The sequence below is a fragment of the Pectobacterium araliae genome (genome assembly GCF_037076465.1).
In the GTDB taxonomy this organism is placed as follows: domain Bacteria; phylum Pseudomonadota; class Gammaproteobacteria; order Enterobacterales; family Enterobacteriaceae; genus Pectobacterium; species Pectobacterium araliae.
On sequence record NZ_AP028908.1, the window covers coordinates 4,350,112 to 4,365,644 of the forward strand.

At 54.3% G+C, this 15,533-nt stretch carries 14 protein-coding genes; 7 read left to right on the top strand and 7 right to left on the bottom strand.

The window, feature by feature from the left end; all coding sequences use genetic code 11:
- Positions 1–22: 22 nt before the first annotated feature.
- Positions 23–784 (bottom strand): DNA-binding transcriptional repressor YgbI, encoded by a 762-nt coding sequence (gene ygbI, locus AACH44_RS19795; RefSeq protein WP_261849540.1) that lies wholly within the window; start codon positions 782–784, stop codon positions 23–25.
- Positions 785–1,122: 338 nt separating this feature from the next.
- Here ygbI and ltnD point away from each other — a divergent pair, with 338 nt between their 5' ends.
- From ltnD to AACH44_RS19825, 6 genes are all read left to right on the top strand, one after another.
- Positions 1,123–2,037 carry an L-threonate dehydrogenase gene (gene ltnD / locus AACH44_RS19800; protein WP_261849541.1) on the top strand — a complete coding sequence of 305 codons (915 nt, stop codon included), beginning with the start codon at positions 1,123–1,125 and terminating at the stop codon, positions 2,035–2,037.
- The gene (gene otnK / locus AACH44_RS19805; protein WP_261849542.1) at positions 2,034–3,299 is read left to right on the top strand and encodes a 3-oxo-tetronate kinase; all 1,266 of its coding nucleotides are present in this window, start codon (positions 2,034–2,036) and stop codon (positions 3,297–3,299) included. The genes ltnD and otnK overlap by 4 nt, the downstream gene beginning before the upstream one ends.
- Positions 3,296–3,952, top strand: coding sequence for a 3-oxo-tetronate 4-phosphate decarboxylase (otnC, locus tag AACH44_RS19810; RefSeq protein ID WP_261849543.1), 657 nt, complete (start codon positions 3,296–3,298; stop codon positions 3,950–3,952). The genes otnK and otnC overlap by 4 nt, the downstream gene beginning before the upstream one ends.
- A gap of 33 nt (positions 3,953–3,985) precedes the next feature.
- Positions 3,986–4,768, top strand: a complete 783-nt coding sequence (otnI, locus tag AACH44_RS19815; RefSeq protein ID WP_010303260.1) for a 2-oxo-tetronate isomerase — start codon at positions 3,986–3,988, stop codon at positions 4,766–4,768.
- A 194-nt stretch (positions 4,769–4,962) separates the two neighbouring features.
- Positions 4,963–6,321, top strand: a complete 1,359-nt coding sequence (locus AACH44_RS19820; RefSeq protein WP_261849544.1) for a GntP family transporter — start codon at positions 4,963–4,965, stop codon at positions 6,319–6,321.
- A 279-nt stretch (positions 6,322–6,600) separates the two neighbouring features.
- On the top strand, positions 6,601–8,280 hold the full coding sequence (locus tag AACH44_RS19825) for a methyl-accepting chemotaxis protein (RefSeq protein ID WP_261849545.1): 1,680 nt from the start codon (positions 6,601–6,603) through the stop codon (positions 8,278–8,280).
- 103 nt (positions 8,281–8,383) lie between these two features.
- Here AACH44_RS19825 and AACH44_RS19830 read toward each other — a convergent pair whose 3' ends face one another.
- From AACH44_RS19830 to AACH44_RS19855, 6 genes are all read right to left on the bottom strand, one after another.
- Entirely contained in the window at positions 8,384–9,574 is a 1,191-nt protein-coding gene (locus AACH44_RS19830; RefSeq protein ID WP_261849546.1) for a PLP-dependent aminotransferase family protein, read from the bottom strand.
- Positions 9,575–9,635: 61 nt separating this feature from the next.
- Positions 9,636–10,337 carry a high-affinity branched-chain amino acid ABC transporter ATP-binding protein LivF gene (livF, locus tag AACH44_RS19835; RefSeq protein WP_005976440.1) on the bottom strand — a complete coding sequence of 234 codons (702 nt, stop codon included), beginning with the start codon at positions 10,335–10,337 and terminating at the stop codon, positions 9,636–9,638.
- A 5-nt stretch (positions 10,338–10,342) separates the two neighbouring features.
- Positions 10,343–11,113: a high-affinity branched-chain amino acid ABC transporter ATP-binding protein LivG gene (gene livG / locus AACH44_RS19840; RefSeq protein ID WP_261849547.1), complete on the bottom strand. Its 771-nt coding sequence runs from the start codon at positions 11,111–11,113 to the stop codon at positions 10,343–10,345.
- Positions 11,110–12,384 carry a high-affinity branched-chain amino acid ABC transporter permease LivM gene (locus AACH44_RS19845; RefSeq protein WP_261849548.1) on the bottom strand — a complete coding sequence of 425 codons (1,275 nt, stop codon included), beginning with the start codon at positions 12,382–12,384 and terminating at the stop codon, positions 11,110–11,112. Before AACH44_RS19845 ends, livG begins: the two co-directional genes overlap by 4 nt.
- Complete coding sequence (gene livH, locus AACH44_RS19850; RefSeq protein ID WP_107168655.1) at positions 12,381–13,307, bottom strand: high-affinity branched-chain amino acid ABC transporter permease LivH; 927 nt, start codon at positions 13,305–13,307, stop codon at positions 12,381–12,383. Before livH ends, AACH44_RS19845 begins: the two co-directional genes overlap by 4 nt.
- Positions 13,308–13,463: 156 nt before the next feature.
- Positions 13,464–14,576, bottom strand: a complete 1,113-nt coding sequence (locus AACH44_RS19855; RefSeq protein ID WP_261849549.1) for a branched-chain amino acid ABC transporter substrate-binding protein — start codon at positions 14,574–14,576, stop codon at positions 13,464–13,466.
- A 405-nt stretch (positions 14,577–14,981) separates the two neighbouring features.
- Between AACH44_RS19855 and panM the strand changes: the two genes are divergently transcribed.
- Positions 14,982–15,428: an aspartate 1-decarboxylase autocleavage activator PanM gene (panM, locus tag AACH44_RS19860; protein ID WP_261849550.1), complete on the top strand. Its 447-nt coding sequence runs from the start codon at positions 14,982–14,984 to the stop codon at positions 15,426–15,428.
- Positions 15,429–15,533: the final 105 nt, after the last annotated feature.

A 15,533-nucleotide genomic window follows, 5' to 3' on the forward strand; every position in this document is an offset into this window, starting at 1 on the left:
CAAACAGACATAAACAACCCCCTCACCCCGCCACCAGCACCTCAACCCCCATTTTACCTAGCGCGTCTTTGGCGGCGGCCGGTAGGCCGTCGTCGGTGATGATGCTGTCGAATACGTTGAGCGGCGTGGTGAGGTGGGTGGCGATGCGGCCGTATTTTGAGGTGTCGCACAGCAGTACGCGTTTTCTGCTGGCTTCCACCGCCGCACGTTTCACCACGACTTTGTCTTCATTCGGCGTGGACAGCCCGCGCAGGCTCCATGAGGAAGCGGAGATAAAGGCGATGTCGATAAACAGGTTGCGCAGCGCCTGCGCCACCGCTTCGCCGATGCAGGATCGGTTTTCCCGACACAGCGTGCCGCCCGTGTGGATCATGCGACACTGGCTGGACTCAATCAGAAAGGCCGCGATCGCAAAGTCGTTAGTGACAATCAGCAGATCGTCGCGCTCGGCCAGTTCACGCGCCAGCGATAGCGTCGTGGTGCCCGCATCCAGATAAATGCAGCTATTGAACGGGATATGCTGCGCCGCCAGCTTGCCAATCGCCTCTTTCTGCTGGCTGAACATCACAGATTTATCCTGATGCGATGGCTCAATCGCCAGCCGTTCAGGCGAACGCACGCCACCGGAAACGCTCAGCAGCAGGCCGTCCTGCTCCAACTTTTGCACATCGCGCCGTACCGTCATATGCGACACGCCCAACCGCTCGGTCAGTTCGTTAATACTTACCGCGCCGCGCTCGGCGATGAGCGCCAGAATCTGTTGATGACGTTCTACTGGAATCACGCTGTCCGTTCCCTGTTTGATTGTGCTGACCTGGTAAATATGGAGGCTGATAAATATTGTGAGAAACACCCCGTTTGATGACGATAATTATCATAAATTCACGTCATAAACCACGCCAGACATAACAACCTTTCTCATCACTCAATGCCAAAAAAGAAATAATCGACTGATATATAAAGATAATAATGAAAATCATCTTCCCGGCGGGGTTCAGCTACACTGAATCATCACGACATCAATGTTAATTTATGTGATAAAAATCACCACAATTTGTTCTGATAGTCCTTATATTTAACACCAGAGAACAAAAAATCACTAATTTTAACAAGGCAACCACGATGAAAAAGACTTCTGATTATGCTGTCGCCGTTATCGGTCTGGGTTCCATGGGCTTTGGCGCTGCGGCGTCCTGCATCAACGCCGGCCTGACGACATACGGTGTCGATATCAATCCGCAGGCGCTGGAACGCTTACGTCAGGCGGGTGCGGCGCAGGCCGACACGCGTATTGATGCCTTCGCTGACAAGCTGGATGCCGTCGTGCTACTGGTGGTGAATGCCGCACAGGTGAATGGGATTCTGTTCGGTGAGCCGCAGGTCGCAGCGAAACTCAAGCCCGGCACCGTAGTCATGGTGTCCTCAACGATCTCCGCGCAGGATGCCAAAAATATCGAGCAGCGTCTGGCCGAGCATCAGCTCATCATGCTGGATGCGCCGGTATCTGGCGGTGCGGTAAAAGCTGCCGCAGGCGACATGACCGTGATGGCATCCGGCTCCGATCTGGCTTTTGAGAAACTGAAACCGATACTCGACGCCGTCGCAGGCAAGGTCTACCGCATCGGTGAAGAGATCGGGCTAGGTGCGACCGTTAAAATCATCCACCAGCTGTTGGCAGGCGTACATATCGCCGCTGGTGCAGAAGCGATGGCACTGGCCGCCCGCGCCGATATCCCGCTGGATATCATGTACGACGTGGTGACCAACGCCGCCGGGAATTCCTGGATGTTCGAAAACCGCATGCGCCATGTGGTGGACGGCGACTACACGCCAAAATCCGCCGTTGATATCTTCGTGAAAGATCTGGGGCTGGTCACCGACACCGCTAAATCGCTCCATTTCCCGCTGCCGCTGGCTTCCACCGCGTTCAATATGTTTACCGCTGCCAGCAACGCCGGATTCGGTAAAGAAGACGACAGCGCAGTCATCAAGATTTTTAACGGCATTACGCTGCCGGAAAAGAAGGAGGCGCCATGATCAAGCTGGGTGTGATTGCAGACGATTTTACCGGTGCCACGGATATCGCCAGCTTTCTGGTGAACAATGGGCTGCCAACCGTGCAGCTCAACGGCGTACCGCCGTCCGATTTTAAGGTTGAAACGCAGGCCGTCGTGATTAGCCTGAAATCGCGCTCCTGCCCGGCGGAACAGGCGGTAGCAGATTCCCTTAAGGCGCTGGCGTGGCTGCAACAGCAGGGCTGCCAGCAGTTCTACTTTAAATATTGTTCCACCTTCGACAGCACCGCGAAAGGCAACATCGGTCCGGTGACCGATGCACTGTTGGAACAGCTTGGCGAAACGCAAACCATCATCTCTCCGGCGCTGCCGGTGAACGGCAGAACCGTCTATCAGGGCCACCTGTTCGTGATGGATCAGCTGCTGTCTGAATCCGGGATGCGCCACCATCCCGTCACGCCGATGACGGACAGCAACCTGATGCGCGTTATGGAGCAGCAGGCTGCCGGGCGTTGCGGATTAGTGCCGTATGCCGTGATGGATCTGGGAGCGGAAGCCGTCAAACAACGGCTGGTGCAGCTGAAAGAAGAAGGTATGCGCTATGTGGTGCTGGATACGCTAAACGAACAGCACCTGCTGACGCAGGGCGAGGCGCTGCGCGACATGAAGCTGGTCACCGGTGGCTCCGGCCTGGCGATTGGGCTGGCGCGTCAGTGGGCAGAGTCTGCGGCACAAACTGGTTCCGCAACCGACGCAGGCAAGCCGCAGTCCGGCGCAGGCGTTGTGCTATCAGGCTCTTGTTCGGTGATGACCAACAAGCAGGTCGCTCAGTACCTGAAGCAAGCGGCAGGCCGCGCGATCGATGTTGCCCGTAGTCTGCAAGGCGATGAATCCTACGTGCAGGAACTGGTTGATTGGGTGAAGGCACACCGTGACGACACACTCGCGCCGCTGCTGTACGCCACCTCATCACCCGATGAACTGGCGCAAATTCAGCAGCGCTGGGGCGCGGAAGCCAGCAGTCAGGCGGTGGAGAAATTGTTTGCCGCCGTTGCCCGCCAGCTTCAGCAAGACGGTTTCCAGCGCTTCATTATCGCGGGCGGTGAAACCTCCAGCATCGTGGTGCAAACACTGGGCATCCACGCATTCCATATCGGGCCGTCTATTTCTCCCGGCGTGCCGTGGGTGCGTTCGACCAATCACCCACTCTCTCTGGCGTTGAAATCCGGCAATTTCGGTGATGAAGACTTTTTTGCCCGCGCCCAAAAGGAGTTTGCCGCATGAGTGAAAAACACCACAGCACCGAAGCAGCGCTGAACAGCGAGCAACGCGCACGCGCGGAAATGGTCAAACTAGGCGCGTCCTTTTTCCAGCGCGGCTACGCCACCGGTTCCGCGGGCAATCTCTCACTGCTACTGGATGACGGCACGCTGCTGGCAACACCGACCGGCTCCTGCCTCGGCGAACTGGATGCCGAGCGGCTGTCCAAAGTCAGCATGAGTGGCGAGTGGATCTCCGGGGATAAACCGTCGAAAGAAGTCAGTTTTCACCTGTCGATTTACCGTAATGATCCCGAATGCAAAGCGATCGTTCACCTGCACAGCACCTATCTGACGGCGCTCTCCTGTCTGGAAGAGTTGGATACGCAGGATGCCATCAAGCCGTTCACGCCCTATGTGGTGATGCGCGTCGGTAAAGTGCCCGTCGTCCCTTATTACCGCCCCGGCGATGCGCGGCTCGGTGAAGATCTGGCGAAACTGGCCTCGCGCTATAAAGCGTTCTTGTTGGCTAATCACGGTCCCGTCGTCACCGGTAAGGATCTGCGTGCAGCGGCGGACAACATGGAAGAGTTGGAAGAAACCGCCAAGCTGATTTTTATTCTCGGTGATCGAAAAATTCGCTACCTCACCGCTGACGAAATTACCGAGCTCTCTTGATGAGTGACTTTTTACTGAGCTATGGAGTTAACCATGCCTAAGTTTGCTGCCAATCTTTCTATGCTGTTTACTGACGTGCCGTTTCTCGATCGTTTTAAAGCCGCTGCCGATGCGGGTTTCACCTCGGTCGAGTACCTGTTTCCTTATGAATATCCGGCACCGCTGCTGGCGGAAAAGTTGCGGGAAAATGGCCTGAAGCAGGTGTTGTTCAATACCGCGCCCGGCAATATTGCGGCGGGTGAATGGGGCGTCTCTGCCCTGCCCGACCGTATTGAAGATGCCCGCCGGGATATCGATAACGCCCTGGAATATGCGCTGGCGCTGAATTGCCCTTCGGTGCTGGTGATGGGGGGCGTCGTGCCGCCCGGTGAAGACCGCGCTGCCTATCAGCAAACCTTTATCGATAACCTGCGCTACGCCGCCGATAAATTTGCACCACACGGCATCAACATCATGATTGAGGCGCTGAGCGCGAAGGTGAAGCCGAATTACCTGTTTGCCAGTCAGTATCAGGCATTGGAATTAGCCAATCTGATCGACAGGCCGAACGTTTATATCCAGCTCGATTTCTTCCACGCACAAATTGTCGATGGCAACCTGACGCAAATTATTCACGATTTGGCTGGCCGCATCGGACATATTCAAATTGCTTCGGTTCCTGCGCGACATGAACCCGATGAAGGGGAAATTAATTATCCGTTCATCTTTGCCGAATTGGATCGCGTAAATTATTCCGGCTGGGTTGGCTGTGAATATAACCCACGCGGTAAAACGGAAGACGGGTTGGGATGGGCTAAACCCTATCTAAAGAAATAAGTTATCGCGGAAAAATATTGCTGTTCCCATAAAAGAATAAACACCAGAGACATATTTATAAAATATCGAGAAAAGGTCAGGTTCCCGCATTATTCCGATGCGGGAATCAGGTCACCCTTTTCTTCAAATAAAACAATAACCCAATACCTTTTCAGCCTCTGAATTGAAAAGATGGGATCAATGAGGATAAGAACATGGCCACCTCGCTCTTACTCTGCATCGCTATCGCCGGGGTATTACTCCTGCTGCTGATGGTCATTAAATTTAAAATTCAGCCCTTTGTTGCCTTGCTGGTCGTCAGTTTACTCGTCGCCCTGGCAACCGGTATTCCTACTGCTGAGGTGATGAAGGTGATTACCTCCGGCATGGGCGGTATTCTCGGTTCAGTGGCGATTATTATCGGCCTCGGCGCGATGCTCGGCAGAATGATCGAAGTGTCCGGCGGCGCGGAATCCTTAGCGCACCGCTTTGCGCAATTAATGGGACCGGGACTGATGGTGGCAGCGCTAACCATCGCCGCGTTTATTCTGGGTATTCCGGTCTTCTTCGATGTCGGCTTTATTATCCTTGCCCCGATTATTTACGGCTTTGCGAAAGTCGCGAAAGTCTCCCCGATTAAATTTGGTTTGCCCGTCGCAGGCGTGATGCTGACGGTGCACGTTGCGCTGCCGCCCCATCCCGGCCCCGTCGCCGCTGCTGGTCTGTTAAATGCGGATATCGGCTGGCTGACCATCATTGGCCTGCTGGTGTCGATTCCTGTCGGCATTATCAGCTACTGGGCGGCCAAGGCCATGAACCGCCGTAAGTATGCGCTTTCCGTCGACGTGTTAGAGCAGTTACAACTCGCGAAGCCGGAGGATGCTACGCCGAACACCGCTCCCGTGTCAGCCCCTTCGGCCGGGATGATCACCGCGCTAATTGCGATTCCTATCGCCATCATCATGCTCGGCACCGTGTCTGCGACCATTCTGCCCACTGGACACCCAGTGCGTAACGTGATGTCGCTGGTCGGTTCTCCCGCCGTGGCGCTGCTGATTGCACTGACACTCGCATTCTGGCTGATTGCCCTGCGTCGCGGCTGGTCGCTGGAAAAAGCCAGCGGCGTGATGGGCGATGCCATGCCTGCCGCCGCGATGGTTATTATGGTGACCGGTGCCGGTGGCGTGTTCGGTAAAGTGTTGGTGGAATCGGGCATCGGTAAAGCGCTGGCAGATACGCTGACCAGCATTCACCTGCCGCTGGTGCCTGCCGCCTTTATTCTGTCGCTGGCGCTGCGTGCCTCGCAAGGTTCGGCCACCGTTGCCATTCTTACCACCTGCGGCCTGCTGAGCGAAGCCGTCAGCGGCCTGAACCAGATGCAACTGGTACTCGTGACGCTCTCTGCCTGCTTTGGCGGGCTCGGTCTGTCGCACGTTAATGACTCAGGGTTCTGGATCGTCACCAAATATCTGGGGCTATCCGTCGCCGATGGCCTACGCACCTGGACGGTGCTGACGACTATCCTCGGGCTGGCCGGGTTCCTCTTTACCTGGGCGCTTTGGCTGGTCATGTAAGGGTTTCACCCTTTCACTACGGAAAACCGCTAATATTCAGCGGTTTTCCTCCTTATGCCAAAAAATACGCCCGTTTTACTCTTATATTCCACATCTGCCTATCCATGTACTGTCTTTATAATATATCCACGACAAGAGACAACACGCTCTCCTGTCAGGCAAGTCTGCATAACACGTGCATGTCATCAGCAATACGCCCTATTCCTGACCTTTCGTAGAGAGCAGCCCAATCCATAAGGCTAAACCTGCATCAACTGATGAAAATAATAAAGGAACACTATGAATTTTTTAGCAAAAATGAAGCTTGGCACTATGCTGGGTACGGGCTTCGCCTCTGTCATTATCATCGGTCTAATGGTCGCCGTTCTGGGGCGCTTTCATCTGGTCGACCTCGGCGAAGATATTGAATCACTGTCAGAAAAAAATCTGGCCAGTCTTATCCTGATACAGGACGCCAAGAGCGGTTTTGATGCCGTGGCACGCTCGGTTCGTACTATCGGCCTGACAGACAATAGAAGCCGTATTCAGGAAGAAAAGCGCCTGATCGATCAGCAAATTTCCCGCAATACTGAAACCCTAACCAAACTGTATGAAAGCCTGTCTGAGCCAGAAACCCGCAGCCTGCTAGACAATCTGACGCAGGCACGCCCAGCTTACAGAGATGCGGTGAATAAAGCGGTTGAGCTTGGCGTATCCGAAAATGCGGAAGAAAGGGCACAAGCCGTGCAGCTCATGGTCAATGAGATGCAGGTAACACAAGCACCGGTTTTCGCCGCGCTGGATAGCATGGCGCAATTGCAGAAAAAGCGGACGCAGGACATGACGACAAGCGCCATACAGGAAGCGCGTGGAGACGGTAACACGCTGATTATCTTCGCGGCGATTGCGGTTCTCGTCGGTATTCTGGTTTCCGTGCTGATCACCCGCACCATCAAAAATTTGTTGGGCGGCGAAGTGGCTTACGCCGCCCAAATCGCCCAGGCGGTTGCACAAGGAAACCTGGCCGTCGTGGTCAATCTGCGCTCCGGCGATAACCACAGCATGCTGGCCGCGATGAACGTCATGCGTAAAAGCCTGAGTGGGATTGTTGAACAGGTACGAGAAAGCAGTGAATCCATCGCGACCGGCTCCAGCCAAATCGCCGCAGGCAGCACCGATCTCAGCCAGCGCACGGAAGAACAGGCGGCTAACCTGCAACAAACGGCGGCCTCAATGGAAGAAATGAGCCAAACCGTGCGTCAGAACTCGGACACCGTGCGTAACGCTACGCGGTTGGCGCAGGCAGCCAGCAATACCGCCGCAAAAAGTGGCGAAGTCGTCGGCAATATCGTTGTCACCATGAAAGAAATTACCGACAGCTCGCAAAAAATTGGCGACATCATCAGCGTCATTGACGGCATCGCGTTCCAGACCAATATTCTGGCGCTCAACGCAGCAGTAGAAGCCGCACGCGCTGGCGAACAAGGACGTGGTTTTGCCATGGTCGCAGGCGAGGTACGCTCGCTGGCACAGCGTTCCGCCACCGCCGCCAAAGAGATTAAAGAACTGATCGGCCACAGCGTCGAGAAAGTTGAGACGGGTTCTGCTCTGGTCAGCGATGCAGGAACGACGATCGAAGAGTTAGTGCGTCAGGCCCGTCACGTTGCCGACTTGATCAACGAAATTGGTGCCACCACGCAGGAACAAGAGTCCGGCGTTTCACAGATTCATGATGCCGTTAACCAACTCGATCAGGTCACGCAGCAGAACGCCGCGCTTGTTGAGCAATCCGCATCCGCCGCCGATAGCCTGAGCGATCAAGCCGCCCATCTGGTCGAACTGATGAAAGTCTTCATCATCGAAGGCGGATCATCGCAGCGTATCGCACCCGCGTTAAAAAGACCTTCAAGCGCAACGCTTTCCCTGACACCCCCTAAAGGCAGTACGGAAAGCCACAGCCAAAACTGGGAAACCTTTTAACGAATACGGCCGATCGATAGAGTCCTCGGCCTATTAGCGTAAAAAATCAATCCGCTGAGCCTTCAGCGGATTTTTACATTAACAGGTTGCTCGTTATCAGCAATTACAGCGCCCGACGCAAGCGAGCCACCGCTTCATGCATTTGCTCATCCGTTGCCGTCGCAAAGGACAGGCGCAGCGTTGAGTAATCGATACTGTCTGGGAAGAAAAACTCGCCCGGCACGAAGACAACGCCCTGATCCAGCGTCTTCTTCAGCCATTCGGTGGTGTTGAAATTATCCTGACGGAATTTCGCCCACAGGAACATCCCACCTTTCGGCTGGTTGAAGGTGATCACATCACCCAGTTCCTGCTCGACCAGCTGTGCCAACAGTTCGCCTTTGTGCTTATAGGCGTGGCGAATCTTCTCGATCTGCGTATCCAGACGACCCAGCCCCAGATAGCATTCCGCGACGGTCTGAGACAGTGAACTCGCGTGCAGATCAGCGGCCTGTTTGATAATCGCCACTTTGTGCAACAGCCAATTCGGCAGAATCGCCCAGCCGAGACGCAGCCCCGGCGCCAGCACCTTCGAGAACGTAGAGGTATACAGCACGTATTCCGTGCTACCCAGTTGATCCTGTGCCAGTTGGAACAGCGTCGGGTTGCGCTCTTCGGTGAAGCGTAGCTCACCATAGGGATCGTCTTCGATAATGACAAAACCGTAGCGCTCCGCCAGTTGAATCAATTTCAGGCGACGTTCATAGCTCAGCGTCACGCCGCTCGGGTTACCGAAGTTAGGAACGATATAAACGCCTTTGATACGCTGTTTCTTCAACAGCTCTTCCAGCTCATCGACCACCATGCCGTCAGCATCGGATGATACCGACATCACCTGCGCCTGCGCCAGCTCCAGCGTTTGCAGCGCCGCCAGATAAGTCGGGCGTTCAACGACGAACACGTCGCCCGGATCGACCATCGCACGCATAATCAGGTCCAGCGCCTGCTGTGAACCTGCCGTCACAACAATATCGTCGCCGCGCGTTTTTACGCCACGTACCGCACACAGCTCGGCAATGCGATCGCGCAACACGCCGCTGCCTTCGGTTAAGCCATACTGGAATGCCGTTTTCGGCTGTTCGGTAATCGCTAACTGCGTGGCCTGATTTAACCCTTCGAAATCAAACAAGGCATCTGACGGAATCCCGCCAGCCAGCGAGATAATGTTTTCCATCTTGCTGTGTTTCAGCAGTTCACGGATGGCGGAACTTTTTAACTGAGCGATGCGGTGCGCCAACAACCCTTCAATAGCCATGTCTTCTTAACCCTTCTACGAAACAGGCCGGTAAGCCGGCCCGATCGACTATTTATTAATATCATCCGCCCAGATAGGCCGAGCGTACCGCTTCATTAGCTAACAATGCCGCACCGGTATCTTCCAACACGATATGACCGTTTTCAAGTACATAACCCCGGTCAGCCAGTTTCAGCGCCTGATTGGCGTTTTGCTCTACCAGGAAGATAGTCATGCCCTCTTCGCGCAGTTGCTGGATCGTGTCGAAAATTTGCAGGATGATAATCGGTGCCAACCCCAGCGACGGCTCGTCCAGCAACAGTAAACGCGGCTGGCTCATCAAGGCACGGCCAATCGCCAGCATCTGCTGCTCACCGCCAGACATGGTGCCGGAACGCTGGGCGCGTCGCTCATAGAGGCGCGGAAACAGATCGTAGACGCGCGCGATGCGTTCCTGATACTGATCGCGCTCGGCAAAGAATCCCCCCATCGCCAGATTTTCTTCTACCGTCATGCGGGAAAAGACGCGACGGCCTTCCGGCACAATCGCGATCGCTTCACGCATAATCTGCGCCGTCTGCCAGTGTGTGATGTCCTTACCGTCAAACGTAATGGAGCCTTCCGTCGCGCGGGGATCGCCGCACAGCGTGCCCAACAGCGTGGTTTTACCGGCACCGTTGGCACCGATCAACGTGACAATCTCGCCCTGATTAATGTGCAGGCTAACCTGATGCAGCGCCTGAATCTTTCCGTAGTGGGCCGAAACCTGATGTAATGACAGCATAAACGTTATCCTTCACCCAGATAGGCACGGATGACATCCGGGTTGTTACGAATTTCAGCTGGAGTGCCTTGTGCCAGCGGCGTGCCCTGATTGACGACATAAATCCGATCGGAAATTCCCATGACCAGCTTCATATCATGTTCAATCAACAGAACAGACACCCGATGGCTATCACGCAGCTCCGCAATCAGCTGATTTAACTCGTCAGTTTCTTTCGGGTTCAGACCCGCCGCGGGCTCATCGAGCATCAACAGCTCAGGTCGCGTTACCATGCAGCGAGCAATTTCCAGACGGCGCTGCTGGCCGTAAGCCAAATTTCCCGCCTGACGGTTCGCTAAATCCAACAGGCCGATACGCTCCAGCCACACCGCCGCACGCTCCTGCGCATCCGCTTCCGCACGACGAAAGCCCGGCGTTTTCAACAGCCCGGCAAACACGCCGCTTTTCAGGTGCTGATGCTGCGCAACCAGTAAGTTCTCGATCACCGTCATTTCACGGAACAGACGAACGTGCTGGAACGTGCGTACCACGCCCATTCGGGCAATAGCCTGTCCGGGCAGCCCTTCCAGATGACGATCGCGCAGCATGATGGTGCCGCCACTCGGGCGATAAAAACCGGTCAGGCAGTTAAAGACTGTGGTTTTCCCCGCTCCGTTAGGGCCGATCAGCGAGACGATTTCGCCCGCATGAATATCCATTTCAACGTTGTTGACCGCCAGCAGGCCGCCAAAACGCATCATCAGATTTCTGACTGATAAGAGTGGCTGCGTGCTCATGCTTGCTCTTCCTTGTTCGCGACTTTCAACTTCATCTCAGGACGCTTCATCGGCAGCAAGCCTTGCGGACGCCAAATCATCATCAGAACCATCAATGCACCCAGCAATAACATGCTGTATTCATTCAGATCGCGCATCAGCTCACGAGACACGACCAGCAGAATCGCAGCGAGAATGACCGCAAACTGCGAGCCCATACCGCCCAGTACCACAATAGCCAACACAAAGGCCGACTCGGCAAACGTGAACGATTCCGGGCTGACAAACCCTTGACGCGCGGCAAACAGCGTACCGGCAAAACCAGCGAACGCGGCGCTGATGGTAAAGGCGGTCAGCTTAATGCGCGTTGGACTCAGCCCCAGAGAACGGCAGGCGATTTCATCATCGCGCAGTGCTTCCCAAGCGCGACCCAGCGGCATCCGCAGGAGACGGTTAATTACAAACAGGGTCAACACAACCAACAGCAACGCAACCAGATACAGGAAGATAATGCGGTCGCTGGGGTCATATTGCAGGCCAAAGAAGTTGTGGAACGTATCCCACCCGCCATCGCGCGCGTTGCGGCCAAATTCCAGACCAAAGAAGGTCGGTTTAGGGATCTGGCTGATACCGTTCGGACCACCGGTAATGTCGGTATTATTCAACAGCAGGATACGGACAATTTCCCCGAACCCAAGCGTCACAATCGCCAGATAGTCGCCGCGCAACCGCAGCACCGGGAACCCCAGCAGGAAGCCGGACAGCGCTGCTACCATGCCCGCCAGCGGCAAACTTTCCCAGAAGCCCAGACCATAATAGTGGTTCAGCAGCGCATAAGTGTACGCGCCAATGGCGTAAAACCCGCCGTAGCCCAAGACCAGCAGACCGGACAGACCCACGACGACGTTCAAACCCAGACCCAGCATCACGTAAATCAGCGTGAGGGTAGCAATGTCCACCGTACCGCGCGAAACCAGAAACGGCCAGGCGATAGCGGCGATAATCAATGCCGCAGCCAGTACCTTCTGCCGTGGCGTACTGCCATCAAAGCTCGGCAGCACCAGTGATGGTGCGGAAAATTTCTTAATGCTTTGCTGGAAGAAAGGGCGGATCAACTGGAAGAAGAACACCACAATGCAGCCCGCACCAATCCAATACCAACGCACTTCATCGGCACCGCGCACCACCAGTTTGGTGCCATCCAGCGCCAGTTGCATGCCCATTAAAAATGATGCCAGCACCAGCAGCATGAACGCGGAAACCACTGCATTAAACAGGTTGAGCTGCTTCATACTTTCTCAACCTCCGGGCGACCCAGAATACCGGTTGGCATCACCAGCAGCACCGCAATCAGCAACGCAAATGACACCGCATCTTTGTATTCCGTGCTCAGGTAAGCGGACGTCAGCGCTTCGGCTACGCCCAAAATCAACCCACCGATCATCGCACCAGGGATACTGCCAATCCCACCCAGCACCGCCGCCGTAAAGGCTTTCATCCCAGCCATAAAGCCGATATAGGGGTTGATAACACCGTAAAATTGTCCCAACAACACACCGGCAACAGCGGCCATGAGCGCGCCAATAACGAAGGTCAGAGAGATGACGCGGTCGGTGCTGATACCCAGCAGGCTGGCCATTTTCAGGTCTTCCGCACAGGCACGACAGGCGCGCCCCATACGGGAATAGCGAATAAATAGCGTCAGCGCCAGCATGGCGAGGAACGTCACAATCCAGATAGTCAACTGCATGGTGCTAATGGTGGCGGCAAAGCCATTGCTTTCGCCCAGCACCCACTGCCCAGTGACCAGACTCGGCAGCGCAACATCGCGCGAGCCCTGATTCAGGCTGACGTAGTTTTGCAGAAAAATTGACATCCCGATGGCAGAAATCAGCGCAATCAAACGCTTTGACGTCCGCACGGGGCGGTAGGCCACCCGTTCGATACTCCAGCCGTAGGCACTGGAAATCACCACAGCGGCAACGAAGGCGACGCTAATCAGAAGCCAGCCAGCGTCGATACCCATCATCATCAGGGCCGCAATAACGATAAAGGAAACATAGCTACCGATCATATAAACCTCGCCGTGCGCGAAGTTAATCATGCCGATAATGCCGTAAACCATGGTGTAGCCAATGGCGATCAGCGCGTAGGTGCTGCCCAACGTCAGGCCGTTGAACATCTGCTGAAGAAAATAGAGGAACTGCTCGGACATACCTTAACCTTAAATGCCGCCCCCGCGCCTTGCGGCAACGGGGGCTTCGGTATTGAGGGATTCGTAGTGGTACACACTCAGAAAGCGGAGAATGCTCTCCACGCAGAAGAGATAAACAACGGTACATTCATCCGTTGCCGCCTCCCGGCATGATGATTATTTCACTGCGCTGGACGTACCGTCTTTGTGCCACTCAAATACGCCAAATTCAAACCCTTTCAGGTCGCCTTTTGCATCCCAGCTTAATGGTCCCATTACGGTATCCACGGAGTTTGCTTTCAGATCCGCGACCAGTTTTTCCGGCTCATCGCTACCGGTACGTGTCATCGCTGTAGTCAGTGATTGCAGCGCAGCGTAGGTCGTCCAGACGAACGGACCGGTTGGGTCCAGTTTTTTGGCCTTCAGCGCATCCACAATCGGTTGGTTAGCTGGCACCTGATCATAACGCTTCGGCAGCGTCACCAGCATGCCTTCAGAGGCATCGCCAGCAATGTTGGACAGCGAGGAGTTACCCACACCTTCAGGACCCATGAATTTGGTGGTCATACCAGCCTGACGCGCCTGACGCAGAATCTGCCCCATTTCCGGGTAGTAGCCGCCGAAATAAACGAAATCCACGTTTTCTTTCTTCAGACGCGCAACCAGCGTGGAGAAATCTTTGTCACCCGCCGTCACACCTTCAAACAGCACAACATTCGCGCCCGCTTTTTTCAGGCTATCCTGAACAGAACGGGCAAGACCTTCACCATATTGCTGTTTGTCATGAACCACAGCGATACGCTGCGGCTTGAGGGTTTCGACAATGTATTTCGCCGAGGTTGGCCCTTGATCGGAATCCAGTCCCGTCGTGCGCAGCACCATTTTGTAGCCACGCGTGGTCAAATCAGCGTTGGTTGCCGCAGGCGTAATCATGATCACGCCTTCTTCTTCATAGATATCAGACGCAGGCTGCGTGGAGGAGGAACACAGATGGCCAATCACATAGCGGATACCGTCATTGATGACTTTGTTCGCGACGGCAACCGCCTGCTTAGGGTCGCACGCGTCATCGTATTCAACGCCAACCAGTTTGTTGCCGTTGATGCCACCTTTTGCGTTGATATCAGCAATGGCCTGACGCGCGCCAATGAACTCCATATCACCATACTGCGCAACGGGACCAGACATCGCACCGACAACCGCAACCTTAATATCGGCAGCATTAACGGCATGGCTAAACGCCACCGCCATACAACTCATCAGCAATACTTTACCTTTACTGAATTTCATTCTTTTTACCCCATCTGTCATTATGGATATTGCCGAAAACCTGACCGCCATTTGCCAGAATCTGGCTATTTTCTTATAAGTAAGAAAGGTTTAGGTTATTATTAGTAATAATTTCTAATAAGGCTTTATTTTTCATATTATTAAACAGGAATATTATGCTGCAAATCAACTAACACTGTCAGAAACAAGCGGAGCAAACAGCATAAAATGCCAGATGCAAAAACTAGCATTTAATTTATATATAGTCAGATATTCTACTTTATGCATTAATTGTCGATGGATTACTCGAAAAACAAAGAACGAGAAAAACATTTGCTCTATTAACCATAACGTTCAAATTACACAACTGTTCTACTACAAAACAACTACATTATTCTTCACTCACATGATGGAGTGCCGATAAAAATGAAACTAACCGTTGAATGCCTCACCCAATTCAGCCCTCAGGATAAAATTGATCTGGCAAAAATTTGGCCGCATCAAAACATTGATCTATTAGAAGCAGGACTAAAACCGACGCGACGACTCTTTGCCGCCCGTTTTAACGATCGGTTGCTTGGAGGAATACTGGTCGAAATTGCCGGGGATTATGCGGAGCTGAGCGATTTAATGGTGCGAGAAGTCACACGGCGGCGAGGAGTAGGGCAACTTTTGGTTGATGAAGCGCGCCGCCACCTTCCTGAAGTGAACGAGTGGTGGCTTGCCACGGCAAACCATGCGGCGATCAAAGAGGAAGTGCTAGCGCGATTTATGGTGTCCTGCGGCTTCTCACCGGTGTCCGGCGGCTGGCGCTATATTCGCAGAAAAGAAACGCCTCTGGTGCTTGATGAACTCAACCCAGAGAAACCCTAAACGCCTCTCTACGTCCTGAGATTTACATCAGACAAATCGAGTAGGAGGCGAGATTACTCCCGCCGTCCTCTCACACCACCGTACGTGCGGTTCCGCATACGGCGG

Excerpts from the sequence above, each read along its gene's own strand:
- AACH44_RS19845 (WP_261849548.1), bottom strand. The coding sequence starts at position 12,384 with ATGAAGCAGCTCAACCTGTTTAATGCAGTGGTTTCCGCGTTCATGCTG.
- otnC (WP_261849543.1), top strand. The coding sequence starts at position 3,296 with ATGAGTGAAAAACACCACAGCACCGAAGCAGCGCTGAACAGCGAGCAA.
- livH (WP_107168655.1), bottom strand. The coding sequence starts at position 13,307 with ATGTCCGAGCAGTTCCTCTATTTTCTTCAGCAGATGTTCAACGGCCTG.
- otnK (WP_261849542.1), top strand. The coding sequence starts at position 2,034 with ATGATCAAGCTGGGTGTGATTGCAGACGATTTTACCGGTGCCACGGAT.
- livF (WP_005976440.1), bottom strand. The coding sequence starts at position 10,337 with ATGCTGTCATTACATCAGGTTTCGGCCCACTACGGAAAGATTCAGGCG.
- panM (WP_261849550.1), top strand. The coding sequence starts at position 14,982 with ATGAAACTAACCGTTGAATGCCTCACCCAATTCAGCCCTCAGGATAAA.
- AACH44_RS19820 (WP_261849544.1), top strand. The coding sequence starts at position 4,963 with ATGGCCACCTCGCTCTTACTCTGCATCGCTATCGCCGGGGTATTACTC.
- AACH44_RS19855 (WP_261849549.1), bottom strand. The coding sequence starts at position 14,576 with ATGAAATTCAGTAAAGGTAAAGTATTGCTGATGAGTTGTATGGCGGTG.
- livG (WP_261849547.1), bottom strand. The coding sequence starts at position 11,113 with ATGAGCACGCAGCCACTCTTATCAGTCAGAAATCTGATGATGCGTTTT.
- AACH44_RS19830 (WP_261849546.1), bottom strand. The coding sequence starts at position 9,574 with ATGGCTATTGAAGGGTTGTTGGCGCACCGCATCGCTCAGTTAAAAAGT.
- AACH44_RS19825 (WP_261849545.1), top strand. The coding sequence starts at position 6,601 with ATGAATTTTTTAGCAAAAATGAAGCTTGGCACTATGCTGGGTACGGGC.
- ltnD (WP_261849541.1), top strand. The coding sequence starts at position 1,123 with ATGAAAAAGACTTCTGATTATGCTGTCGCCGTTATCGGTCTGGGTTCC.
- otnI (WP_010303260.1), top strand. The coding sequence starts at position 3,986 with ATGCCTAAGTTTGCTGCCAATCTTTCTATGCTGTTTACTGACGTGCCG.